Source organism: Microbacterium sp. UFMG61, from assembly GCF_015354505.1.
GTDB lineage: Bacteria > Actinomycetota > Actinomycetes > Actinomycetales > Microbacteriaceae > Microbacterium.
In genome coordinates, this window is the sequence record NZ_JACAFP010000005.1 from 131,679 (window position 1) to 154,796 (window position 23,118).

Consider the following 23,118-nt stretch of genomic DNA (forward strand, 5'->3'; position numbering starts at 1 on the left):
AAGTCATTTGTAACGAATCGGAAGTTCGTCGTCGACTCTTCGAAGTGCTGTGATTTACTGACGCAATGGTTGACGCTCCGCGGCCGTCCGCGCCTCCGAATCCCGGCGCGGGAGAGATCTTCCAGATTCTCCGGGACGGAACCGCGCGCACCAAAGCCGAGCTGGCCGCACTCACCGGACTCGCCCGATCGACCGTGTCGGTGCGCGTCGACGCGCTCCTGGCCGCAGGGCTGCTGCGCCCGGCCGGTGAAGCCGCATCGACAGGTGGACGCCCTCCGGCGCGCGTCGCCTTCAACCCCCGCGCCGGACTCGTGCTCGCCGTCGATCTCGGCGCCACCCACGCGACGATCGCGCTCGCAGACCTCGCCGGTGCCTTCCTGGACTCGCACACCCGCACCGTCGACATCGGCGACGGGCCCGAGACGCTTCTCGACGCGATCCTGCGCGATGGGGCGACGCTGCTCGATTCCCCCGCGGCTGCCGGCCTGCCCCTGCTCGGCATCGGCATCGGCGTCCCGGGCCCCGTCGAGCACTCCAGCGGTCGCCCGACGAATCCTCCGATCATGCCCGGATGGGACCGATTCGACGTGCCGGGCTTCGTGCAGCGCACGTTCGATGTCCCCGTACTCGTCGACAACGACGTCAACATCCTCGCCCTCGGCGAGCACGCGACCGCCTGGCCCGACGTCGACGACCTCGTCTTCGTGAAGGTCTCCACGGGCATCGGTGCGGGCATCATCGCGGGTGGTCAGCTCCAGCGGGGCGCGCAGGGGTCTGCCGGCGACATGGGGCACGTGCAGGTACCGGGCGGCGTCGGGTCGACACGGGATGCCGATGACGAGCGCGACCTCGAAGCACTCGCGAGCGGGTCCGCCCTGGCTGCGGCGCTACGGGCGCAGGGTCATGACGCGAGGGGCCCGGCGGACGTGATCGATCTCGTCCGTTCGGGCGATGCCGCCGCGATCGCCGCCACCCGCCAGGCCGGGCGCGATGTCGGCGAGGTCCTGGCAACGGTCGTCAACCTGCTCAATCCGTCGATCATCGTGTTGGGCGGAAGCATCGCCCGCGCCGGGGAGCACCTGTTGGCGGGCGTCCGTGAGGTCGTCTACCGGCGCTCGATCCCTCTCGCCACACAGCACCTCGCGATCGTGCAATCGCAGGCAGGCGATCGTGCAGCCGTGCTCGGCGCCGCGATCATGGTCGCCAGGGACGTGCTCTCCCCCGCGAGCATCGATCGACGATTGGCGGCTCCGTCCGCCTAGGCTGGACCCGTGACTGCCGCGGAGAATCCCCACGCGTCCCCCTACGAGCGCGCACTCGGCGAGCGCATCGCCGAGCTGCATCCGAAGACCGGATGGTACTTCCGCACGATCCCCGCGGGGCACGTGGGGGTGGGGCGCGGAACATTCACGACCGCCGGGTCTCGTCACCGCTGGCTGTGGCCGGTGTTCCGCATCGCCGAGGCGCTGGGAGTGGCCTTCGCCGGGTGGGAGACCGACGTCCCCTTCCGCATCGAGAACCGCACCGTCGACGGCCGGGCGCTCGCCGTACGTCACTTCGACCTCCCGGGTCGCACCTGGCTCATGCCCGATGTCGTCGAGCTGACCCCTGCGGGCATCCTGCGCAACGAGATCGGGCCGCATCGCACGGTGGTGACGACCTTCGACATCGACGTGCGCGACGGCGCTGTCGTGCTGAGCATCCGGAAGGTCGGCCTGCGTCTCGGACGACTGAGGCTCGCCGCCCCCGCATTCCTGCGGCCGACGATCGGCCTGGTCGAGAGATGGGATGACGAGCGCGAGCGCCACCACGTGAACATGACCATCGACGCGCCCATGCTCGGTCGGGTCTACGAGTACACCGGGTTCTTCGAGTACTCGATCGAGAGTGAGACCGCATGAGCACCGACACCCCGATGCCCACTGACGCGCCGGTGTCCGCCGGTCGGGTCGTGCTCGGCGGATCCACCGGCTTCATGGGCACGTACCTGCTGCCGCGGCTTCGCGCGGCCGGGCGCGAGGTCGTGACGATCTCGCGATCGGGTGCTGACATCGCCTGGGGCGACCAGGAGGCGATCGATCGCGCTGTCGACGGCGCGTCTCTCGTGATCGGGCTCGCGGGCAAGAGCGTCAACTGCCGGTACACCGCCGAGAATCGCGCGGCGATCTTCCGTTCCCGGCTCGACACCACGGCATCGCTGAGCACGGCGATCACGAGAGCGTCGGCCCCGCCTGCGCTCTGGGTCAACTCCTCCACCGCCACGATCTACCGCCACGCCGAGGATCGCCCGATGACGGAGTCGACCGGTGAGATCGGCCGGGGATTCTCGGTCGAGGTCGCCAAGGCCTGGGAACGCGCACTGTTCGCCGACGAGCTGCCGCACACGCGACGCGTCGCGCTGCGCAGCGCGATCGTGCTCGGCCACGGTGGCGTTCTGGGTCCCCTTCGCACTCTCGCCCGCCTCGGACTCGGCGGCGCACAGCTCGACGGACGCTGGCCGGCGAGCCGCGCCCGCCGAGCTGCCGGCACGGGTCATGACGTGGGTGCTCGTGGCGGTCGCCAGCGCTTCAGCTGGGTGCACGTCGAGGACGTCGCGCGGATCATCGACTTCCTCGAGCTGCATCCGGAGCTCGAGGGGCCGGTCAACGCGGCAGCGCCGAATCCGGTCGACAACCGCGCGTTCATGGCCATCGTGCGCCACGCGGCCGGCGCGCGCATCGGGCCACCGATGCCGCGGTGGATGCTCGAGCTCGGCGCCATCGGCATCCGCACCGAGACCGAGCTGATCCTCAAGAGCCGCTGGGTGCTGCCCGAGAAGCTCACACGCGCAGGGTTCGAGTTCGTGTATCCCGATCTCGACGGGGCCGTACGCGAGTCCTTCGGGGTGCCGGCCGTCGCCTAGATTCGCCCGTCGGAGGCCGCAGGTCCGTCGCTCTCGGACTCTCGACGGCGCTTCTCGAGTTCCGCACGCAGACGCCACTCCTCGATCTCTCGATCGAGGTCGGCGATCTGCTGCTCGGTCGACCGCGTGTCAGAGGGCGGCGACGGCTGTGGGGCGGGTTGCGGAGTCGTCCGACGGCTCGACCGACCGGCTGTCCGCATCCGGGGGATGCGCAAGCCCGCTTCGGAGTACTCGCGTCCGATCGCGAACCAGAGCAGGCCACCGATCAATGGCAGCAGGATCACGATGACGACCCATGCCATCTTCGGCAGGAATCTCACCTGCGCGTCGTCGCGCGTGATGATGTCGATCAACGCGCCGACCATCAGCACGATGACGAGGATCGAGAACAGGAACGGCATGTGATCAGGGTAGACGACGCACGACGGTTGCGCCCGGGCAGTGGCTAGGGAAGGAGGTGCCCGCCGGCCCGGAAGAGCTCATACCATTCGGCACGCGTGAGCTCGATGTCCGCCCCGGCGGCGGCATCCCGAACGCGCGAGGGCGTGGTGGTTCCCAGGACGACCTGCATCTTCGCCGGGTGACGCGTGATCCACGCCGTCGCGATCGCGATCGGCTCGACGCCGTACGACGCGGCGAGACGATCGATGACCGCGTTGAGCTCGGCGTAGTCGGGGTTGCCGAGGAAGACGCCGGTGAAGAACCCTCCCTGAAACGGCGACCACGCCTGGATCGTGATGCCGTTGATGCGGCAGTACTCGACGATGCCTCCGCCGTCGCGCACGATGCTCTGGCCCTCGGCCAGCATGTTGGCGGCGATCGGCTGGGCGATGATCGGGGCGTGCGTGATCGAGAGCTGAAGCTGATTCGCGATCAGCGGCTGATTCACCGCGGTGCGCAGCAGGTCGATCTGTCGCGGCGTGTGGTTCGAGACGCCGAAGGCGCGCACCTTTCCCGCGGCCTCGAGCTCGTCGAACGCTCGCGCGACCTCGTCGGGTTCGACGAGAGCATCGGGACGGTGCAGCAGCAGCACATCGATGTAGTCGGTGCGAAGCGCGCGGAGCGATCCCTCCACCTGGCGGACGATGTGCTCGTACGAGAAGTCGAAGGCCTGCTGCGCCGGGTCGATGCCGCACTTCGTCTGGAGCACGATCTCGTCGCGCTCCGCGGCTCCGAGCTGCAGCGCGTCGGCGAATCGCGATTCGCAGTGGTGCATGGTGCCGCCGTAGATGTCGGCGTGATCGAAGAAGTCGATGCCGCCGTCCCTGGCGGAACCATAGAGCTCGCGGATGTGCGCATCGTCCTTGTCGTCGATGCGCATCATGCCGGCGATGACGGCGGGGGCGGATGCGGAGCCGAAGGGCACAGTCTTCATGCGGTCCACGCTAGCCTCTCGCACTCGGATGCGGTCGGAGCACGACCCCACGACGCCCCCGACCGCACCCACGGCACGCGGCTCTCCCCCGAGCGCGCGGCCGTCACCCGTCCCCCGATTCGGCGCAGAACGCCGCCGGAATCACCGTTCGGAGGACGGTGGCACGAGACGCGAGACCGGGATGCCGAGCACGTCGGCGATGGCTGCGAGATCGGTGACCGTGAAGTCGCGTCGCGACGCCATCTTCGCCTGCAGGGCTTTCACCGTGATCCCGGCTCTGTCGGCGAGCCATGGCACCGTCTCGCCGGCATGGGCGAGCTCGCGCACCACTGATTCTGCGACCACCCGTCGCACATGTGTCGTCACCCGACGACACTATCGTCGTCGTCGGGACGCGACAAGGCCCGACGCCCAGCATGACGGCATCCTGGCTTCGGGCCGGTGCTATCGTGACTCAGGTGACGACACCTGCCGAGAACTACAACCGGGCAGTCGGGCGGCAGCTCAAGGCCGAGATCTTCGCCGCCGGCAGCAGCATCGCGCGGATGGCGCGCGACATCGACGTGTCGCGGAGCGCTCTCGACAACTACACGACGGGCAAGCGCGACATCCCCGTCCCGGTGCTGTACCTGGTCAGCGCCGTGGTGGGCGTCGAGCCCCACGTGATCCTCGACCGTGCGGAGGAGCGACTCCGCACCGAGGCGGGACGCGGTGACGCCGTCATCACTCCCCTGCGCCCCCGAGCCGATGTCCCCGGTCGACGAGATGATGTCGCCGAGGTGGCGTTCGAATCCGGGGTCCCTCACGGCCGCGACACCGACGACCTCTACGACTGAGGCGCACGGCCGTCCGCCGTCGATCGAGGAGGCTGCGCATGGAACATCTCCTCCGACTGGTCGAGCAGCACGGCCTCCATCTCGTGGAACGTCGCGGCGCGTCGCGGGGCGGCTTCGAACCTGCCACCTCCACCATCCGCATCGACCCCGGCATGAGCACACGCGCGACCTGCAGTGTTCTCGCGCACGAGCTGGGACACGCCGTGCTCGGTCACGTGCCGACGTCAGACCACGCTCTCCGCAACCGGCAGGAGCATCGTGCCGACGAATGGGCGGCACGCCTGCTCATCGACGCCCGCTCCTATGCCGCCGCCGAGCAGCTGCGCGGCCCGCATGCCGCCAGCCTCGCATTCGAACTCGGAGTCACGATCGAGATCGTGCACGCCTATCAGCGCCTCCTGCGGCGCGGTGCCGTCGCACTGGTTGAATGAGGGCATGAGCTTTCGCGTGACTCCCGCACCGACCACCTTGACAGGACGACTCGTCGAGCTGCGCCCGCTCGAGACGTCTCACCATGACGGCCTGCTCGAGGCGCTCCTCGAGGGCGACCTGTGGAAGAACGCCTGGTACACGTCGGTGCCGTCCCCCGACGGTCTCGCCGCGGAGATCGACCGACGCATCGGTCTGATCGAGACCGGCGGCATGATCCCGTTCACGGCGTTCGACGCCTCCGGCCGCATCCTCGGCCTGACGTCGTTCTACGACATCGTCGACGAAGTTCCCCGACTGCACATCGGGTACACGTGGAACCGGCCCTCGGCGCACGGCACGGGCACCAATGCCGAGTCCAAGCTGCTCCTGCTGCGCCATGCGTTCGAAGAGCTGGGTGTATTCCGCGTCGGTCTCACGACCCAGTGGATGAACGCCCAGTCGCGCGCCGCCATCGAGCGCCTGGGCGCGAAACAGGACGGCGTGATGAGGGCGATCAGTCGCTACCGCAACGGCGCACTGCGCGACAGCGTCGAGTTCTCGATCATCGAGCCCGAATGGCCCGCGGTGAAGGCGAACCTCGAGATGAGGCTCACCAAGCGGCTCTGAGCGTCACTCGGTGGCGTTGCCCGACCAGTTGTCCTTGCGGCGGGTGGCCGAACCACGCTGACGCATCATGAATGCCAGCGACAGGCTGACGATGAGGATGCCGGCGATGAAGACGATCGCCTGGAAGTCCTCGAGCGACTGCGCGAGCCCCATGAGCCAGATTCCTCCGAGGAAGAGGATCATGAAGAAAATGAAGCTGAGGATCACGGGGTCTCCTGTCTGAACAACCGGCCAGCATCAAGGATACCTTTAGCGCAGAGATCGCCCGCACGAAAGGCCCTGCCGGTGGCGCGCGTCGCGTGGTTGCATCGCTCGCATGACGAAGACGCTCACCGCACTGGCCATCACCTGCAGCCTCAAGCCCTCCCCCGCCGAGTCGAGCTCCGATCTGCTCGGATCCCAGATCCTCGACGCTCTCGCCGAACACGACGTCGCGGGGACTCTCGTCCGCGCGGTCGATCATGTGATCAGCCCCGGGGTCGAGGCCGACATGGGCGGCGACGACGAGTGGCCGACGTTGCGACAGCGCGTGCTCGCCGCCGACATCCTCGTCTTCGTGACGCCGACCTGGATGGGTCAGCACTCGAGCGTCGCCCAGCGCGTTCTCGAGAGGCTCGACGCCGAACTCGCAGAGACCGACGAGCAGGGGCGTCCGATTCTCTTCGACAAGGTCGCGATCGCCGCGGTCGTCGGCAACGAGGACGGCGCGCACCACATCGCCGCGATCCTCTTCCAGGGCCTGAACGACGTGGGCTTCACGATTCCCGCCCAGGGATCGGTGTACTGGAACGGCGAGGCGATGCAGAGCGTCGACTACAAGGATCTGCCCAAGACGCCCGAGAAGGTCGCCCAGGCCACATCGACCGCCGCGAGGAACGCCGCGCATCTCGCGCGCACGCTCAGCGCGAGCGGCTACCCCGGCGAGTAGGCGTGCGGTCGGAAGAGGACTGCTCAGGCGGAAGACGGCCTGATCCGCATCGACGTCGACGGGCGCTCAGGCGGCCGGCGCCCCGGCGCTGAGCACCTTCGGCTGCACGAACTCGTCGATCACGAGCTCGCCGGTCGCATTGAGCGCATGCATCATGTCTTCGATGCGCGACTTCTCGATGTGCTGAGACTCGGCAGTGCTGAACAGGAACTGCAGCGGGATCGCGGGATGGATCCACACCGTCACTCGGCCGGGGTCCCCACCCTCGGTCGGGTGCCACGTCATCATGAAGCTCTCCTGCCGGCGCAGCTTCGTGCCGATGATCACTTTGAGGTGTGCAAGCGTCTCGTCTTCGATGATGATCGGCTCCGAGGTGCCGTCGTATCGCAGTCTTCCCATGAGTGAACCGTACCCCGACGCGGGCCTCGATATGCACAGGAATGCCGATCATTGCGATCGACGGAATGTCACGATATCGTCGCGGCGCCGCTGTTCGACGGACAGGCCCGCGAGCTCGAACCTGCGGAACACCCGCCGCGGCAGATCGGGAAGCTCGGCAGTGCGTCCGGCAGCCGCCTTCGCGAGTCCGACGACGAGGGAGAGATCGACGCCCGCACCGCGGACCTCGACACGCGCGTAGTCGCTGGCGGTCCGCCAGACGAGCAGTTCGATCTGGCGGAACGGGATGACATGAGAGCCGGATCCGACGCGGACCCGCAGCTCGTCGTTGCCGAACGCCACCGCGCACGTGACGGTGCGCCGGCGCACCACGGCGAGGAAGAGCAGGTACACAGGCAGCGCGATGACCACGCCGACGACGATGATCGCGATCTTGGGTCCCGCCTGCACGACCGCGTCGCCGAGGACGATGAGGAGTGCGACGGCACCGAGTCCGCCGACGAGAACGAGCGCGACGATCCAGGATGTGATCTCGCGCATCCGCACCTCGATCGCCGAGAACTCCACGACTGATCCGTCACCGCTTCCGTCACGCTGCCACGTCGGTGCCGTGGGTGCGGGCCTACGAGCGGAATCACGCCGCGAGAAGAGGTCGGTGATCCGCGAGAGAAGGCCGAGCCAGATCCACCCGAGGGCGGGGCCGGCTGCGATCTGCAGCACGACGACAACCGCCTTCGTGCCCTCCGGAAGAGCCGCGAGCGGCTCCGTGCCGTGTTCGATCGCCCAGTACATCAGCGCCGTCAGCGCGGCGGCCACACCGATGTGAACGACGACTCCGAGCATCCGAGGTCGCATCTCGAAGGTCGCGTTCACGAACGCGAAGGCGACCGCCCATCCGCCGATCAGCATCAGCAGGAAGCCGAAGAAGCCCAGGTCGGCGCTCACGAGGGTCCAGGCGACGGCGACGGCGAGCAGAGCGACTCCCACCAGCAGCGGGGTGATGATCAGCAGACGCGAGACACTCGACCGCACGCGGGTCTCGTGAGGGCTCGACTCGGTCATCCCCGCCATCCTAGGGGCGGGTACATGATCCTCTCCGCGGTGCCGCCTGTACACCCCCTACGCGGCGCGACGCGCGCGTGCGACGCTGGGGCCCCGGGCACCGAGGAGACGCCGATGGGACGATTCATGTACAACCGTGGGCCACGGGTCGACGTCGAGGATCGCGCACTGAATCACCTGCAGCTCGTCATGACGGCCAAACTGCGACGCGGCGAACCGTTCCCGTTCACGTGGCGCGATGACCTGAGCCTCGGCGGCGGACGGACGACGGTGTGGGTGCATCCCGCGAGCGCCCTGGTCTTCTCGTTCACCGGCCCTCGCTCGCCCGACATCAACCGCAACTGGCTGCGCGATCTCGCCGTGACCGCGTCTCAGCCGGGCGGGCTCTACCTCACCCCGGAACCGGCGCGGTAACGAGCGCGCGGTGGCTCGCCGGTCGCAGTAGCGTGGGATCATGACCGCTCCCGTTGATCCGACAGCCACGTCCGCCTGGTCCGAGCTCACCGCCCTGCACGGTGCGTTCACCCCCGATCTTCGCGGCTGGTTCGCCGCCGACGCGGACCGCGCGCAGTCGCTCTCGTTCGCCCTGGCCGACCTGCACGTCGACCTCTCGAAGAACCTCGTCACCGACGATGTTCTCGCAGCCCTCCTGCGCCTGGCCGAGCAGACCGGCGTCGCTGAGCGGTATGCCGCGATGCTCGCGGGCGAGCACCTCAACACGTCCGAAGATCGCGCCGTGCTGCACACCGCCCTGCGGCGGCCCGCCGGAGCATCCCCCGAACTCGTCGTCGACGGGCAGGAGGTCGACATCGACGTGCAGGCCGTTCTCGACGCGCTGAGCGCCTTCGCCGCCCGTGTGCGCTCGGGCGACTGGCAGGGAGTGACCGGCAAGAAGGTCACCCACGTCGTGAACATCGGCATCGGCGGCTCCGATCTCGGCCCCGTCATGGTCTACGAGGCGCTGAAGCCGTATGCGGATGCCGGCATCGAGGCGCGATTCGTCTCGAACATCGACCCCACCGACCTCGCGCAGAAGACGGCGGACCTCGACCCCGAGACGACGCTGTTCATCGTCGCGTCGAAGACGTTCACGACGCTCGAGACGCTCACCAACGCCCGCCTCGCCCGTGACTGGCTGTGGTCCGGCCTCGCGGCATCCGGTGCGATCTCCGACGACGACGATGCGCGCACCGACGCGGTCGCCCACCACTTCGTGGCGGTGTCGACGGCACTCGACAAGGTCGCCGCCTTCGGCATCGATCCCGCCAACGCCTTCGGTTTCTGGGACTGGGTCGGAGGCCGCTACTCGGTCGACTCCGCGATCGGCCTGTCGCTCGCCATCGCGCTCGGCCCCGACACGTTCCGCGAGCTGCTCGCGGGCTTCCACGCCGTCGACGAGCACGTGCGCACGACGCCGCTCGAGCACAACGTGCCGGTGCTGATGGGGCTGCTGAACGTCTGGTACGTCAACTTCTTCGGCGCGCAGTCGCACGCCGTGCTGCCGTACGCGCAGCAGCTGAGCAGATTCCCCGCGTACCTGCAGCAGCTGACGATGGAGTCCAACGGCAAGTCCGTGCGCTGGGACGGCACGCCCGTCACCACCGACACGGGCGAGGTCTTCTGGGGTGAGCCCGGGACCAACGGCCAGCACGCGTTCTATCAGCTCATCCACCAGGGCACCCGGCTGATCCCCGCCGACTTCATCGCGTTCGTGAACCCCGCCTACCCGCTGACCGACGGCGGCCAGGACGTGCACGAGCTGTTCCTCGCGAACTTCCTCGCGCAGACCAAGGCGCTCGCGTTCGGCAAAACGGCGGAGGAGGTCGAGGCCGAAGGCACGACCGGTGCTCTGGTCGCCGCTCGCACGTTCGCGGGCAACCGTCCGACCACGTCGATCTTCGCGCCCGCACTCACCCCGCAGGTGCTCGGCCAGCTGATCGCGCTGTACGAGCACATCACGTTCACCCAGGGCACGATCTGGGGCATCAACTCCTTCGATCAATGGGGCGTGGAGCTCGGCAAGCAACTCGCGATGCAGATCGCGCCCGCCATCGGCGGAGATCAGTCGGCCATCGAGGGTCAGGATGCGTCGACCAAGGCGCTGCTCGCCTACTACGCGGCGAACCGGAAGTAGAATCCGGAGCCGTTCCCGTCCTGCAAGGGGCCCGACCGCTCGGCCGGTTCGGACGCCACATGCCCGCGGCGCAGCATGCGACGCCGCGGGCATGAGCGCGACCCTGGCTAGACCGCGGGAACAACCTTCAGATCGACGGTGAGCGAGTTCGCGAAGCTGATCGTGAGGATCCTGTGCGTTCGGTTTCCGAGATAAGCGCGATCCATCGGCGCGTACTTGGCTTCCCGGTCGACGCCCCAGTCGATGACGAACCGCAGAGCGCCCCGAGTGACCGTGAGGCCGCGGGTCATCGTGATCGTCTCCTGACCGTAGGGCGCCGCCGTGCCGTTCGCGAATGCGACGACGTCGTCCTGACCGATGATCAGCGGGATGCGCTCGCGCGACGGCCCCGCTGTCGAGAGCATCCGCCGTATACCGTCGGCGCGGTGCGTCACATCGGTGCGCACAGATCCGTCGGCGGTGGTGTAGCGCGTCGTGAACACCCCGGTGTAGCCGGTGAGGCCGTCGGCGGAGATGGCGGCACCGGCGGCCGTCTCCCCCGCATGGTGCGTCGCGGTCACCGGCCCCCGCGACGACGCCGTACCGGCCGTGTCGTTGATCGTCGTCCAGTCATCGGGTCCGGTGCTGTTCACGGTGAGAGCGAGCATCCCGGCGACCGGATGCCAGAAGGCATTTGTGCCCGCCCGCTGCAGTGAATTCTGCCTCACCCCGTAGAGGGCGGCGGTGTAGTACCCGGGTCGGCGGACGAAGACGTACTGCTGATCGAGCGTGCCTCTGCGAAGCTCTGTGAACGTGCTCTCCTGCCGGTAGCGCAGCGCCGCGGCCTGGGCATCGCGCTGTGCCGCCGACACTCCGATCGGCGCCTGCGGCACGTGCATGTGCAGGCGTGGCGACGAGTCCTGCTTCTGCCGCGGCGCCACGGGCGCGGTCGACGCGGCCCAGTCGGTGCGTGCCTGCGTCTTCTCCTCCGAACTCGCGAAGAACGCCCGCAATGCCGGCACATGCGGGAGCAACGTGCGCGCGAGGGCGCTGCGGTCGACGTCGTCCACCGGGGTGGGCACGAACGTCGCGACGATGTTGCGTGCGCTGGTCCCCGAGAGGATGAAGCCCTCGTTCCGCCCGGGTTCCAGGACGACGACGTACCCCCACCAGGCCGCGAACCGCTCCGCCAGCTGGATGATCGACGGGTCCGGCAGCCGTGTATAGAGGGCACCAAGATCGGGCAGCATCACATCGAAGTTGTATCCGGCATCCGGAGCGATCGGCTCGTGGAAGAACCCGGCCGGGGCCTGTCCGTCCTTCAGAATGATCTGCAGCCGGTTCGGAACGGAGGCGCTCACCGCCGGCTCCCCGAGGACGTGCGCGGCCTCGACCACGCCGGAGAGGCCTGCGACGACCTGGTTGGCGAACTGCACCGGCCGATTCCAGTGCGGACGAGAGGTGTCGACGAGCCACGCCGAGCTCTTGCGGATGGCGTCGCGGATCTGCACGCGGCGGTCGTAGAGCTCGCCGGCGGCACGAAGGTCGCGGAGTACCGCAGCGAGCGCGACGGTTCCGAATCCGGTCGGTGACAGGTGATGCTCGGTCGGCGAGTACTCCGGGTACGACCCGTCGGCGTGCTGCAGCGAGAGGTAGTGACCGAGCGCCGCGTCGAGCCGCCCGAGCAGTGCCGGGTCGCGGTAGTACGGGTTCCACGGCCGATCGTTGGCATAGAACCACGACAGCGTCGCGACATGCTCCATGATCCGGGTGTTGTACGGCTGGTTCGGTGTGCGCCACCAGCCGTCCTCCATCCACCCGTAGTTCGGCGCGACGTCGCGGACGCTGTTGGCGAGCGGCGCCACGATCGTCAGGTATGCCGCAAGAACCTGCTCGTTCGGGGCGAACTGGGCGCGCACCGGCTGCCCGGCAGGGAGCGGCGCGACGAGCGGCAGCACCGTACCGGCCGATGTCGCCATCGCGGGCGATGCTCCCGCGTTCCCGATCGCGAGCAGCGCCGCGGCAGCGCCAGCACCGACCAGGAAGTTCCTTCGGCTGAGCGCCGGCAGCATCTGCAGACGGGTCTCATCCTCATGCATATCTCGACTCCTTCGTCTCTGACCGGGCATGGTGGGGCTGCGGCGACGCCCGGTCCGCGTCGTCGCTCGGGGGGTCAACTCATCCTTTGAGCCCTGTCTGGGCGAGGCCCTGAACGAACTGCTTCTGCGCGATGAGGAACACCACGAGGATCGGGACGACGGTGAGAGAGGCGGCACCGAGCTGCGTGTTCCACATCTGCTCGCCGTAGAAGTCCTGGTAGCGGGTGATCGCGAGACCGAGCGTGAACTTCTCCGGCGTGCGCAGGAAGATGAGCGCCTCGAAGTACATGTTGAACGAGCGCAGGAACGCCATGATCCCCACCGCCGCGATCGCCGGCGTCGCCAAGGGGAGCGCGATCCGGAAGAACACCCCCGCCCGAGTGACGCCGTCCAGCCGAGCCGCTTCTTCGTAATCCTTGGGGAAACTGAGGAAGTGCTGGCGGAAGATGAACACCGAGACGACCGCAGTGGGGCCGAAGATCGGCAGGATGATGAGAGGCCAGTGGGTGTCGTTGAGCCCCATCGCGTTGACCGCCGTGAAGATCGGGATGATCGTCACCTCGGTCGGCACCATCATCGCGGCGAGCAGCAGGGTGAAGGCCGCATTGCGCAGCGGGAAGCTGATGCGCGCGAAGGCGTAGCCGGCCATCGCGGAGAGCAGGATCGACGACACCGTGACGATCGCCGCGATGTACATCGAATTGCCGTACTGCTGCAGGAACGGCTGGGCGGTGAACACCTGGACGAAGCCGTCGAGGGTCCATTCCCTGGGCAGCAGGGTGGGCGGCTGGAGGAAGATCTCGTTCGCCGGTTTGAACGAGGAGAAGAACATCCACAGCGTCGGGTACAGGAACGGCACCGACACCACGACGAGCAGCACGTAGAGCACGACGGTGTTGATCCTGGCGCGGCTGCGTGCCGCCTTCGATGCCTCAGACCTCATCGTGCACCCACTTGCGTCGCGTGGTCCACTGCAGCATCGTCAGCGCCAGGATGATGCCGAACAGGACGACGCCGATAGCGCTGGCGTAGCCGAACTGCTGGCTGACGAAGGCGGTGCGGTAGAGGAGGAACGGCAGGACGTTGGTCGAGTCCCCCGGACCACCTCCGGTGAGTAGCTGCACGGGAGCGAACACTTCGAGCGATCCGATCGTGGTGAGGATGCCGGTGAGCAGGATCGTGGGGGCGATCATCGGCACGGTGATCGCCCAGAACGACCGCCACGGCGTCGCGCCGTCGAGCTGCGCGGCCTCGCGGATCTCCTCCGGCACGCTCTGCAGGGCGGCGAGGAAGAGCACCATGTTCATGCCCACCCCCTTGAACACCTGCACCACGACGAGGGAGATCAGAGACGTCGACGGGTCTGCCAGCCAGTTGGGACCGTCGATTCCGAGCATCCGCAGCGCTCCGTTGATGCCTCCGTCTGGAGCGAGAAGAAAACCCCAGGTGACCGACCAGGCGACGACCGACACCACGACCGGCGAGAAGAAGATCGTGCGGAATCCCGTGATGCCCTTCATCCGTCGGTTGAGGAGGACAGCGAGGCTGATGGCGATCACGAGATTCAGTACGAGGACTCCGGCACTGAACAGCAGGCTCGCGACGGCCGAGGCGGAGAAGGTCGGATCCGCGATGAGACGTGAGTAGTTGTCGAGGCCGATGAACTCCATACCGCCGGTGAGCGGCCGCCATTCGTTGAAGCTGTACCAGATGACGAAGAGGAACGGGACGACGCCGAGGACGATGACGCCGAGGACCTGGGGCGCGACGAAGGCCACGCCGAGCCAGCGGTCCCCGTCAGGACGGGGACGCCGGCTCGGCAGGGCGCTTCGTGCGCTCGCCGCGACAGTGCGTGCGGGCACGCGGGTCAGCCCTCGAGCGTCGGCGAGATCTGCTCGCAGATGCCGGTGACAGCGGTCTCGACGTCGCCGCCCGACCACACCGGGTCGAGCCCCGCGCGGACCTTGTCGGAGAACTGGGAGAGAACCGGATGCTGCGGCTTCACCGTGGCATCGGGAACCACGTCGATGATCGCGGACTGGATCTCTTCAGGCGAGAGCTTCGGAGCTGCCTGGGAAAGCGTCTCCACGTTGAGGAGCGACTCGCGGGGCGGCGGGAAGAACTGCGCGAGAAGCTCGGCATTCGTCGGGTTGGTCAGGTAAGCGAGGAAGCCTGCCGCCTGATCCTGGTTCTCGCTGCGCTCGAGCACGCTCACCCCGGCCTGTCCGACGATCGGGTGGTAGCCCTCGGGCCCTGCGGGCAACGGAAGGAACGACCACTCGAAGCTGTCGTCGAGGCTCCCCGACTGGCTGAGCTGAGCGACGCTGAAGGCGACGTCACCGCTCGCGAACGCGGCGGGGGCCGCGTTGCCGGAGACGGCGGGAATCGCTCCCCTGCCCATCTGCTCCTGGTACCACGTGAGGTAGTCGATCATCTCGGGCGAGGCGAACTCGCAGGTCGCGCCGTCGTCGGACCACGGCGCTGCGCCCCACGCGTTTCCGAGCATGGTCACCGCGCTCCAGTTCGTCGGGTTGAAGGTGGGAACGTTCAGTCCGGTCGCTCCCGTCTCGCTGTTGACCGCCGCGGCGATGTCCGCGACCGTCTGCCAGGTGTAATCGGGGGTGCCCACGAGCGACTCGACATCCGACTGACCCGCCGAGGCGACGAGGTCGTTGTTGACGTAGAGCGCGAACGGGGAGTTCGAGAACGGATACGCGTAGACACCGCCGTCGTCGTCCTGCCACGGTGCGAGCGCGGCAGGCAGGATGTCGTCGAGGTCGTAGCCGTCGGCGCTCTCCAGCGTCTCGCGTACGTCGTGCAGGATCCCGGAATCGACGAACTCGGGACCGCTCGCCTCCGGGATCCAGGCGAGGTCGGGAACATCGCCTCCGGCGATCTGCGTCGTGAGCCCCGCGATGTAGTCCGGGTTCGTCACGGGTTCGAATGTGATCGATGAGACCTCGTCGCCGTGCTCTTCGACGTAGGCGTCCCCGATCTCCTGCAACAGCGCCAGGTGACCTTCGTTGGAGGACCAGAGTGCCATGGTCAGGTCGACAGGCCCTGACGCGCCGCTCTCGGTACCGGCGCAGGCGCTGAGGGACACCGCCAGAACTCCGGTGAGCGCGATGGCGGCCCCTCGGGATCGGGTAGCTCGCATGAAGTACTCCTTCGGACTCATTGACGCGCCTCGTAGCGCGCTGAAAGAAAAAGTACCAGAACTATCGAGAATATCAAGCAATATTTTCGGTAGCGCTCACCGGGGCTGTCGACCCTCGGACGACGAGCTCCGTCGCGAGATCGGTGTGGAAGGCCGGCGGTGCCGAGCCGAGCAGCAGTTTGTGGGCGACCTCCACCGCGTAGGACCCCATCGCGTCAGAGGGCTGTCGGATGGTCGTCAGCTGAGGAGCGGTCATCCGCGCGACGAGCTGGTCGTCGAACCCGATGACGCTCAGCTCATCCGGGACAGGCACGCGGGCGCGTCGGGCAGCCTCCAGAACCCCGGCGGCCTGCGCATCGCTCGCCGCGAAGATCGCTGTGACACGACCCTCTCGACCCAGAAGGGTCTCTGCGGCCTGCAGCCCGGATTCGTAGGTGAAGTCACCCTCTTCGATGATGTCGCCTCCGGGCTCGATACCGGCCGAGGCGAGAGCGGCCAGATGCCCGTGCTTGCGGGCGATCGACGCCTGGGTGTCGGAGACCCCGCCGAGGAACCCGATTCGACGGTGCCCGAGCGAGAGCAGATGCTGCGTCGCAGCCATTCCGCCTGCGAAGTTCGTGGCGCCCACCGAATACGAGTCGCTGTCGGGGAGCTGGTACGTGTCGACCTCGACGAGGGGGACGCCGTTCTTCGCCAGCTTGGCCCGCTCCTGCGTCCTCAGCCGCGATTTCAGTGCGATGACCGCTGTCGGACCACTGCGCTTGGTCCGCTCGATCCAACCGGCGGCGGGCACACCGTCCGGCAGATCGAGCAGCACGAGTTCGAGCCCCGCCTCGTGAGCCGCACGCATGGTGCCGCGCAGGATCTCGACCGTCAGCGGTGACGACATGCTGGAACTCGCGAGCACGACCACCACCGTGGCCAGATCGCTCCGCGAGCGCTGCTTCGGCGAGAGGTACTGCTTGTCGCGCAGCACCGACTCCACCCGAACACGGGTGTCGGGAGCGACGTCAGGCGCCCCGTTCACGACCTTCGACACGGTGGAGATCGAGACCCCCGCCTCGCCCGCCACCTCGGCAAGCGACGGTCGACGCTCCTTCGCGCGCATGGGCACCCCTTCACTCAGTCAGCGTTCTGGAATTCTATGGCGCACACGGCACCCCTTGAGATTTTACTTGGACATGTTCGAGAAAATTACTTAGAGTTCTCGGGAAAGAAAGGTGTTCTTCCGTGACACGACAGCAGGCCGACCTTCTCATCATCGGCGGAGGCGTCGGCGGCGTCTCCGCCGCCCTCGCCGCTCTGCGCCGCGGCAGATCGGTCATCATGACCGAGCAGACCGCGTGGCTCGGGGGCCAACTGACGAGCCAGCTCGTACCCAGCGACGAGCACCGACGCATCGAAGCGACGGGACGCAACCGCAGCTACGCCCACTTCCGCGACCTCGTCCGAGAGCACTACCGGACGTACTATCCGCTCACCCCCGCCGCGAGGGCCGATCGCCATCTCAACCCGGGAGCGGCCTGGGTCAGCCCGCTCAGCGTCGAGCCGAAGGTCATCGTCGCCGTGATCCACGACATGCTCCGGCCGTACGAGGCCTCCGGACGGCTCACTCTGATGCTCGAGACCACCCCCGTCGCGGTCCACGCCGACGGCGATCGAATCACGGCTGTCACGGTGCGCGATCGCGAGGGCGACTCACGTGAGCTCTCCGCGCCGTTCGTGCTGGATGCGACCGAGCTCGGCGACCTGCTCGACCTCGGCGGGGTGGAGTACGTCACCGGCCGCGAGTCGCAGAGCGAGACGGGTGAGCCCGGTGCGCCCGAATCCGGCGATCCGCTCGACATGCAGAGTGTAACCTGGTGCTTCGCGGTCGAACACCTCGCGGGGCAGGATCACACCATCGATCGCCCTGACGACTACGACGAGTTCCGCGAATGGCGTCCACCGCAACTTGACGGCGAGAAGATGCTCGGCTTCCGCCGGGCCGCCCACGACGGCTCCATCGCCCGCGACTACACACTGCGGGTGAACGACGACGACGATCCCTTCGCCATCGACGTCGACCACCGCAACATGGGCGAGGCCCCGGAACTGTGGAACTACCGACGGATCGCCGCACGGCGCCAGTTCGAGGACGGCGCCTATGACAGCGATATCGTCATCGTGAACTGGCCGATGAACGACTACGTCGGCGGCCCGCTCTTCGGCGTCGACGACGCGGACGTGCACTGGGGTCGCTCGAAGGCGCTGAGTCGCGCTCTGCTGTACTGGCTGCAGACGGAGGCACCTCGATCAGACGGCGGCACCGGCTGGCCGGGACTCCGGGTCGCGCCGCAGGTCACCGGCACCGCCGACGGGTTCGCCATGATGCCGTACTTCCGCGAGTCACGCCGCATCCGGGCGGAGCGGACGATCCTCGAGCAGGACTTCGACCGCGACCTCCGTGACGGACGCGGCGCCGAGCGCTACCCGGACACCGTGGGGGTCGGCCACTACTACTGGATCGACCGGCACGCCACGACTGGCGGGAGCTCCGGTGGCGGCGGCCTGCCGGAGCCGTTCGAGATTCCCCTCGGAGCCCTCCTGCCTCAGCGGGTGCGCAACCTCCTCCCCGCGGCCAAGAACATCGGCACGACGCATATCTCGAACGGCAGCTACCGCCTCCAGCCCGTCGAATGGTCGATCGGCGAGGCAGTGGGGGCACTCGCGTCGTACTGCCTCGACCACGACATCGAGCCGTCGACGGTGCGGGCGAACGCCCGGCACCTCGATGACTTCCAGCGCGATCTCGAACGCGGCGGCGTGCAGCTGCGGTGGGATCCCGCTCTTCGCTGGTAGACGACCCAAGCTGCAGGTCAGACCCCGGTCGGCGCCCGACCGGTCGAGGCTCTGACCTGCAGCCTCGGCACCGCGTCCTGATGGACTGACTGCTGCGCCCCGTCGATGACGTCGAGGAGCCGACGCGCAGCGTGCGCCCCGAGGGCGACGACATCGTGGCCGAGTGCCGTCAGCGCCGGAGCCACCAGACGGCAGAGAAGCGAGTCGTCCCACGCCACGATGGAGACATCGTCGGGGACCGAGAGCCCCCGGCCGTGTGCGGCGGTCAGAGCGGCGACGGCCATGATGTCGTTGTCGAAGATCAGGCCGCTCGGCGCTCGAGCCGATGACAACACCGCGTGCGCGGCCGTCGCCCCGGAGTCCTGCGAGAGGTCGGTGTGAACGATGGCGTGCTCGATGCCCACCGCGCGAGCTGAGCGCTCGAAGGCTTCGTCCCGGATCGCCGTGTATGCGTAACGTCGCGGCGCCGCGACGCGGGTGACACGCCGATGGCCGAGAGCTGCGAGATGCTCGACGGCCTGACGCATCCCGACGGCGTCGTCGGTCCACACGGTCGTCATTCCCGCCGCGACGCTGGGATCGCCGACGACGACCGCCGGGATGCCGGTCTCCGACACGACGGCGATCCGCTGGTCATCGACCATCACGTCGGTGAGCAGCACGCCGTCCACGCGGCGGGAGCCGTGCCAACGCCGGATCGCCTCGACCTCGGCATCCGGATCCGAGACGACCTCGAGCAGGAGTCCCATCGAGCGGTCCGCGAGTACGGTCTCCACGCCGGCGATGAACTGCATGTAGAACGGCTCGACGGAGAGATCGCGAGGATCCTTCGCGATCACGAGGCCGATCGTGTCTGCTCCGGCGCCGGCCAGCGCTCGTGCGGCGTTCGCCGGCGACCAGCCGAGCCGGCCCGCGACCTCGAGAACGCGCACTCGCGTGGCCTCGGAGATCCCGGGGCGGCCGTTGAGCGCGTAAGAGACACTCGCTGTCGACGTCTGTGCCTCTCGCGCGACGTCTGCGATGGTGACCCGCCGGGCCCGCGCAGCACTCATCATCACCGGTGCGACTCCCGTCAGTCGGGATCGATGATATCCCGCAGCGACGCGACGACGAACGGCACCGAAGCCGAGTCGGGGTCGAGCGCCTCCGGAGCGCGGACGCGGAACACCTCCTCCTCCCCCGGCAGCACGGTGGTGAAGCCACGATCGACCGTCGCGTCAGGATGGATGCGGTCCGGCTGGACAAGCACGTCGCGGGCGAGATCCCGTGAGCGCACGCTGATGTCGAGTCCACCGCTCACGACGGCGACCGTGATCTCCAGCGGTGTCGCGGGAGGCCGAGAGTCTCGCGGCGAGGCGAGATGCCAGAGCGCGCGCTCGTCGCCGAGCGTCGCGACGATGAACTCGCCCGCCGGATCCGGTGAATCGGCGATGACCGAGGGCACTGTGGTGCGGGTGACCGATCGTGGCGGAACCGAGACCGCGTACGACCGCTCCGCCGTCGGCGCTCCGTCTGCGCGGCGCCGCGCCAGCTGCACCGGCCCTTCCCACGCGTGGTCCTCGTCGTTGATGACGCACAGCTCCAGAGCACCATCACGCGGCTCGATGGTGAGCACTCGTGGCAGATACATGTCCCGAAGTGCGAAGTAGAGGGGCTTGCAGCGGCCGGCACTGTCGATCGCCGACCATGATGTGACGGGCCAGAGATCGTTGAGCTGCCACAGGATGGCGCCCGCTGTGCGTGGCCAACTCGCTCGCCAGTGCAGCACACCGGTGCGGACCGCCTCGACCTGCATCCACTGCGTCTGCAGGTGCCACCGATCGAAGTCCTCCGTCGCCGGGAGGTGGCGGGCGAGATTGCGTGCAAGTTTCGCATGCCCGTCGATGGCCTTCTGGTGATGACGGACGTTCTCGGACTCGACGCGAAGCTCAGGGTCGCTGACCGCGTCGCGAAGCGTCCGCCACGCCGCGGCCCCCTGCCAGCCGAACTCGGAGACGAAGCGCGGCGAGCTTCCGCGGTAGACGTCGTAGTCGTCTTCGTTCCAGGCATCCCACGAATGGAAGGTCTGATGATCGGCGTCATTGGGGTCGTGCGCCCAGGTGCCGGACCACGGGCTCCCCTCCGTGTAGGGCCGAGTCGGATCGAGCTCGCGAACGACATCGGGCAGCCACTCCAGGTAGTACCGCTCCCCCCAGGAGAGTTCTCCTCCGGGCTGCGTCGCCCAGTCCTTGTCGAGACGCATCCAGAGGTTCTCGTTGTTCCCGTTCCAGAGCGCGAGACTTGGGTGCGCGCTGAGGCGGACGACGTTCTCGCGGGCTTCGGCGATCACCTCCGCCCTGATCGGCTCCTCCTCGGGATATGCGGCGCACGCGAAGAGGAAGTCCTGCCAGACAAGCAGACCCAGCTCGTCGCAGGCGTCGTAGAACTCCTCGCTCTCGTACACGCCGCCACCCCAGACGCGAATCAGGTCGACATTCGCGGCGACGGCCTGCTCGAGGCGCTCCCGCACGCGTCCCGGCTGGATCGTTCCGGGGAAGACGCTCTCGGGGATCCAGTTCACACCTTTGACGAATCGAGGCCGCCCGTTCACGGACAGCACGAAGGAAGTCCCCTCGGCATCCGGGGTGCGGTCGACGGCGACGGTACGGAACCCCACCCGGGTGCGGTGCTCGTCGATGATCTCCGCGCCGGTCGACACCGTGACATCGACTCCGTACAGGTGGGCATCGCCAGAGCCCCGCGGCTGCCATCGGCGCACCTCGGGGACCGCGACGACGACGCTCACCGTATCCTCGCCGTGCGGCACCTCCGCGCGGACGGCCTGACCGTCGATCGTCACCTCCACCTGCAACGCACGATCCCGTCCCGACTCCGCACGCTCGAGCTCGATGTGAACCGTGAGTATGCCCGTGCCTTCCACCACATCCACGAGGGGGCGGACGGCGGCGATGCGCACCGTGCTCCACGACTCCACACGCACGCCGCGCCACAGCCCGCACGATGGCAGGGTGGGGCCCCAGTCCCACCCGAAGCTGCTGGCCATCTTGCGGATGAAGGCGAAGGGCTCGGGATAGGCGCTCGGACGAGCACCGAGTTCGCGCTCCCAGCGCACGGCCTCCGTATACGGAGACGTGAAGCGCAGATCGAGCGTGTTGTCGTCGCGAACGGCGGAGGTGATGTCGAACCGATAGGAACGGTGCATGTTCCTCGTCACCCCCACCTCGGAGCCGTTGAGGACGGCCGAGGCGACGGTGTCCACGCCGTCCAGGACGAGATCGACACGCTCGCCCTCGCGCACCGGCCCGAATTGCCGCGTGAGGCGCCAATCGGTGCGCGACACCCACGCGACACCGAGTTCATTGCGGTCGACCAGCGGATCCGCGATGATCCCCGCCGCCTGAAGATCGGGGTGCACCGCGCCAGGCACCCGCGCGGGAACGGACACGTCGAGGAGGGACCGCGCCTCGTCGGGAAGATCGGTGGGTCCGTCGGCGTCGATCGTCCAGGTCCATGGTCCTTGCAGGTCGAGCGTCGTGCGCATGAGAGCTCCTCGATCGGATCGAGCGGATGCTCGACAGCGTACCTTAAGCGCATAAGTAGATGTGTGAACGCGCTTCTCCACGGCGGGGCGCGTGCGTCAGAGGCCGCGCGGGTCCGCGGTGCGTCCGCCGGAGAGCGGGCGCCTCACCAACCCGGAGAGCGAGCACACCGGAAGCCGCGAGCGCAGACGCCCCTGTCCACAGGACGATGGCGATGAGCTGCCAGAACAAGACCCGCTCCTTGCCGACCCCGGCGGCCACGAAGAACGCGGCGGTCAGCATCGTCGGCAGCGCGAGCGGTGCAAGGAGGCTGGCACCCGGCACACCGATCCGGACCAGCCAGCGTCGGAGTTTCGTGCGACCATTTCCTCGCCGCCTCGTCTGGTCCTCCTAGCGGGCGCTGCCGCCTACACCACAGTGGCCGAGTGCCCGGCCACTGATCGCCCTGCACGAGCACATCACCGTCACCCAGGGCACGATCTGGGTCATCAGCTCGTCGCGATGCAGATCGCTCCCGTCATCGACGGAGATGACTCGGCCATCGTGGGGCAGACGCCTCGATCAAGGCCTTGCTCGCATACCATGCGGCGAACCGGAAGTAGGCAGCGCAGGACTCGCAGATGCCGATGCGGGCGACGTGTGGTGGGTGTAGGTTGCGGAGATGAAGCCGATCCGAGTGGGCCTCGTGGCCGACCCGGCTTCGCCCACCGCTGTCGCCCGCCGGATGACCGACCTCACGCGGCCGCTGTCCACCGTGGCCGACGGCTGGATCGTCGAACTCGGCAGCGAACCGTTCACCCTCGGTTCTGAAGACGTCGACGTCGCGCTG

23 protein-coding genes are annotated in these 23,118 nt (G+C 68.0%); 10 read left to right on the forward strand and 13 right to left on the reverse strand.

Translation table 11 applies throughout. The features are described from left to right. The first annotated feature begins 65 nt into the window (after nucleotides 1-65). The 3 genes from IXW21_RS07385 to IXW21_RS07395 are packed head-to-tail and all read left to right on the forward strand — an operon-like array spanning nucleotide 66 to nucleotide 2,902. A complete protein-coding gene (locus tag IXW21_RS07385; RefSeq protein WP_194763623.1) occupies nucleotides 66-1,262 on the forward strand; it encodes an ROK family transcriptional regulator in 1,197 nt (398 codons plus the stop codon). A gap of 9 nt (nucleotides 1,263-1,271) precedes the next feature. Beyond that, the gene (locus IXW21_RS07390) at nucleotides 1,272-1,901 is read left to right on the forward strand and encodes a DUF4166 domain-containing protein (protein WP_194763624.1); all 630 of its coding nucleotides are present in this window, start codon (nucleotides 1,272-1,274) and stop codon (nucleotides 1,899-1,901) included. Continuing rightward, nucleotides 1,898-2,902, forward strand: coding sequence for a TIGR01777 family oxidoreductase (locus IXW21_RS07395; protein ID WP_228528283.1), 1,005 nt, complete (start codon nucleotides 1,898-1,900; stop codon nucleotides 2,900-2,902). Before IXW21_RS07390 ends, IXW21_RS07395 begins: the two co-directional genes overlap by 4 nt. Here IXW21_RS07395 and IXW21_RS07400 read toward each other — a convergent pair. From IXW21_RS07400 to IXW21_RS07410, 3 genes are all read right to left on the reverse strand, one after another. After that, nucleotides 2,899-3,303 carry a PLDc N-terminal domain-containing protein gene (locus IXW21_RS07400; RefSeq protein ID WP_194763625.1) on the reverse strand — a complete coding sequence of 135 codons (405 nt, stop codon included), beginning with the start codon at nucleotides 3,301-3,303 and terminating at the stop codon, nucleotides 2,899-2,901. The genes IXW21_RS07395 and IXW21_RS07400 overlap by 4 nt on opposite strands. 44 nt (nucleotides 3,304-3,347) lie before the next feature. Then, nucleotides 3,348-4,277, reverse strand: coding sequence for an aldo/keto reductase (locus IXW21_RS07405; protein ID WP_194763626.1), 930 nt, complete (start codon nucleotides 4,275-4,277; stop codon nucleotides 3,348-3,350). A gap of 141 nt (nucleotides 4,278-4,418) precedes the next feature. Continuing rightward, a complete protein-coding gene (locus IXW21_RS07410) occupies nucleotides 4,419-4,643 on the reverse strand; it encodes a helix-turn-helix domain-containing protein (protein ID WP_194763627.1) in 225 nt (74 codons plus the stop codon). A gap of 92 nt (nucleotides 4,644-4,735) precedes the next feature. Here IXW21_RS07410 and IXW21_RS07415 point away from each other — a divergent pair, with 92 nt between their 5' ends. Genes IXW21_RS07415 through IXW21_RS07425 form a run of 3 tightly spaced genes read left to right on the forward strand, consistent with a single transcriptional unit; the run spans nucleotide 4,736 to nucleotide 6,151 of the window. Continuing rightward, a complete protein-coding gene (locus tag IXW21_RS07415) occupies nucleotides 4,736-5,113 on the forward strand; it encodes a helix-turn-helix transcriptional regulator (RefSeq protein WP_323742186.1) in 378 nt (125 codons plus the stop codon). A gap of 38 nt (nucleotides 5,114-5,151) precedes the next feature. Beyond that, on the forward strand, nucleotides 5,152-5,544 hold the full coding sequence (locus IXW21_RS07420) for an ImmA/IrrE family metallo-endopeptidase (protein WP_194763628.1): 393 nt from the start codon (nucleotides 5,152-5,154) through the stop codon (nucleotides 5,542-5,544). A gap of 4 nt (nucleotides 5,545-5,548) precedes the next feature. Further along, nucleotides 5,549-6,151: a GNAT family N-acetyltransferase gene (locus IXW21_RS07425; RefSeq protein WP_194763629.1), complete on the forward strand. Its 603-nt coding sequence runs from the start codon at nucleotides 5,549-5,551 to the stop codon at nucleotides 6,149-6,151. Nucleotides 6,152-6,154: 3 nt separating this feature from the next. Here IXW21_RS07425 and IXW21_RS07430 read toward each other — a convergent pair whose 3' ends face one another. After that, entirely contained in the window at nucleotides 6,155-6,358 is a 204-nt protein-coding gene (locus tag IXW21_RS07430; protein ID WP_194763630.1) for a hypothetical protein, read from the reverse strand. Between the two features lie 109 nt (nucleotides 6,359-6,467). Here IXW21_RS07430 and IXW21_RS07435 point away from each other — a divergent pair, with 109 nt between their 5' ends. Beyond that, nucleotides 6,468-7,079: a flavodoxin family protein gene (locus IXW21_RS07435; protein ID WP_194763631.1), complete on the forward strand. Its 612-nt coding sequence runs from the start codon at nucleotides 6,468-6,470 to the stop codon at nucleotides 7,077-7,079. Nucleotides 7,080-7,145: 66 nt separating this feature from the next. Here the strand turns inward: IXW21_RS07435 and IXW21_RS07440 are convergent, their stop codons facing one another. Continuing rightward, on the reverse strand, nucleotides 7,146-7,478 hold the full coding sequence (locus tag IXW21_RS07440; protein WP_194763632.1) for a hypothetical protein: 333 nt from the start codon (nucleotides 7,476-7,478) through the stop codon (nucleotides 7,146-7,148). A gap of 48 nt (nucleotides 7,479-7,526) precedes the next feature. Next, nucleotides 7,527-8,540, reverse strand: coding sequence for a hypothetical protein (locus IXW21_RS07445; RefSeq protein ID WP_194763633.1), 1,014 nt, complete (start codon nucleotides 8,538-8,540; stop codon nucleotides 7,527-7,529). A 114-nt stretch (nucleotides 8,541-8,654) separates the two neighbouring features. On the opposite strand from IXW21_RS07445, the gene IXW21_RS07450 reads away from it, so the two are divergent. Both IXW21_RS07450 and pgi read left to right on the forward strand, forming a co-directional pair. Continuing rightward, entirely contained in the window at nucleotides 8,655-8,954 is a 300-nt protein-coding gene (locus IXW21_RS07450; RefSeq protein ID WP_194763634.1) for an ATP-dependent DNA ligase, read from the forward strand. Nucleotides 8,955-8,994: 40 nt separating this feature from the next. Next, nucleotides 8,995-10,674, forward strand: coding sequence for a glucose-6-phosphate isomerase (gene pgi / locus IXW21_RS07455; RefSeq protein WP_194763635.1), 1,680 nt, complete (start codon nucleotides 8,995-8,997; stop codon nucleotides 10,672-10,674). 107 nt (nucleotides 10,675-10,781) lie between these two features. On the opposite strand, the gene IXW21_RS07460 is transcribed toward pgi, so the two are convergent. The 5 genes from IXW21_RS07460 to IXW21_RS07480 all read right to left on the reverse strand — a co-directional run bounded on the left by IXW21_RS07460 (nucleotide 10,782) and on the right by IXW21_RS07480 (nucleotide 17,017). Continuing rightward, on the reverse strand, nucleotides 10,782-12,752 hold the full coding sequence (locus IXW21_RS07460) for a twin-arginine translocation signal domain-containing protein (RefSeq protein WP_194763636.1): 1,971 nt from the start codon (nucleotides 12,750-12,752) through the stop codon (nucleotides 10,782-10,784). A gap of 79 nt (nucleotides 12,753-12,831) precedes the next feature. Continuing rightward, nucleotides 12,832-13,695 carry a carbohydrate ABC transporter permease gene (locus IXW21_RS07465; RefSeq protein ID WP_194763637.1) on the reverse strand — a complete coding sequence of 288 codons (864 nt, stop codon included), beginning with the start codon at nucleotides 13,693-13,695 and terminating at the stop codon, nucleotides 12,832-12,834. Continuing rightward, nucleotides 13,685-14,614 (reverse strand): sugar ABC transporter permease, encoded by a 930-nt coding sequence (locus IXW21_RS07470; RefSeq protein WP_323742187.1) that lies wholly within the window; start codon nucleotides 14,612-14,614, stop codon nucleotides 13,685-13,687. The genes IXW21_RS07465 and IXW21_RS07470 overlap by 11 nt, the downstream gene beginning before the upstream one ends. A gap of 5 nt (nucleotides 14,615-14,619) precedes the next feature. Continuing rightward, on the reverse strand, nucleotides 14,620-15,909 hold the full coding sequence (locus IXW21_RS07475) for an ABC transporter substrate-binding protein (protein ID WP_194763638.1): 1,290 nt from the start codon (nucleotides 15,907-15,909) through the stop codon (nucleotides 14,620-14,622). Between the two features lie 73 nt (nucleotides 15,910-15,982). Next, nucleotides 15,983-17,017: a LacI family DNA-binding transcriptional regulator gene (locus IXW21_RS07480; protein ID WP_194763639.1), complete on the reverse strand. Its 1,035-nt coding sequence runs from the start codon at nucleotides 17,015-17,017 to the stop codon at nucleotides 15,983-15,985. Nucleotides 17,018-17,139: 122 nt separating this feature from the next. On the opposite strand from IXW21_RS07480, the gene IXW21_RS07485 reads away from it, so the two are divergent. Continuing rightward, nucleotides 17,140-18,750, forward strand: a complete 1,611-nt coding sequence (locus IXW21_RS07485) for an FAD-dependent oxidoreductase (protein WP_194763640.1) — start codon at nucleotides 17,140-17,142, stop codon at nucleotides 18,748-18,750. A gap of 17 nt (nucleotides 18,751-18,767) precedes the next feature. Here the strand turns inward: IXW21_RS07485 and IXW21_RS07490 are convergent, their stop codons facing one another. Further along, nucleotides 18,768-19,802, reverse strand: a complete 1,035-nt coding sequence (locus IXW21_RS07490) for a LacI family DNA-binding transcriptional regulator (protein ID WP_194763641.1) — start codon at nucleotides 19,800-19,802, stop codon at nucleotides 18,768-18,770. 20 nt (nucleotides 19,803-19,822) lie between these two features. Further along, nucleotides 19,823-22,291, reverse strand: a complete 2,469-nt coding sequence (locus tag IXW21_RS07495; RefSeq protein WP_194763642.1) for a glycoside hydrolase family 2 protein — start codon at nucleotides 22,289-22,291, stop codon at nucleotides 19,823-19,825. Between the last annotated feature and the right edge of the window lie 827 nt (nucleotides 22,292-23,118).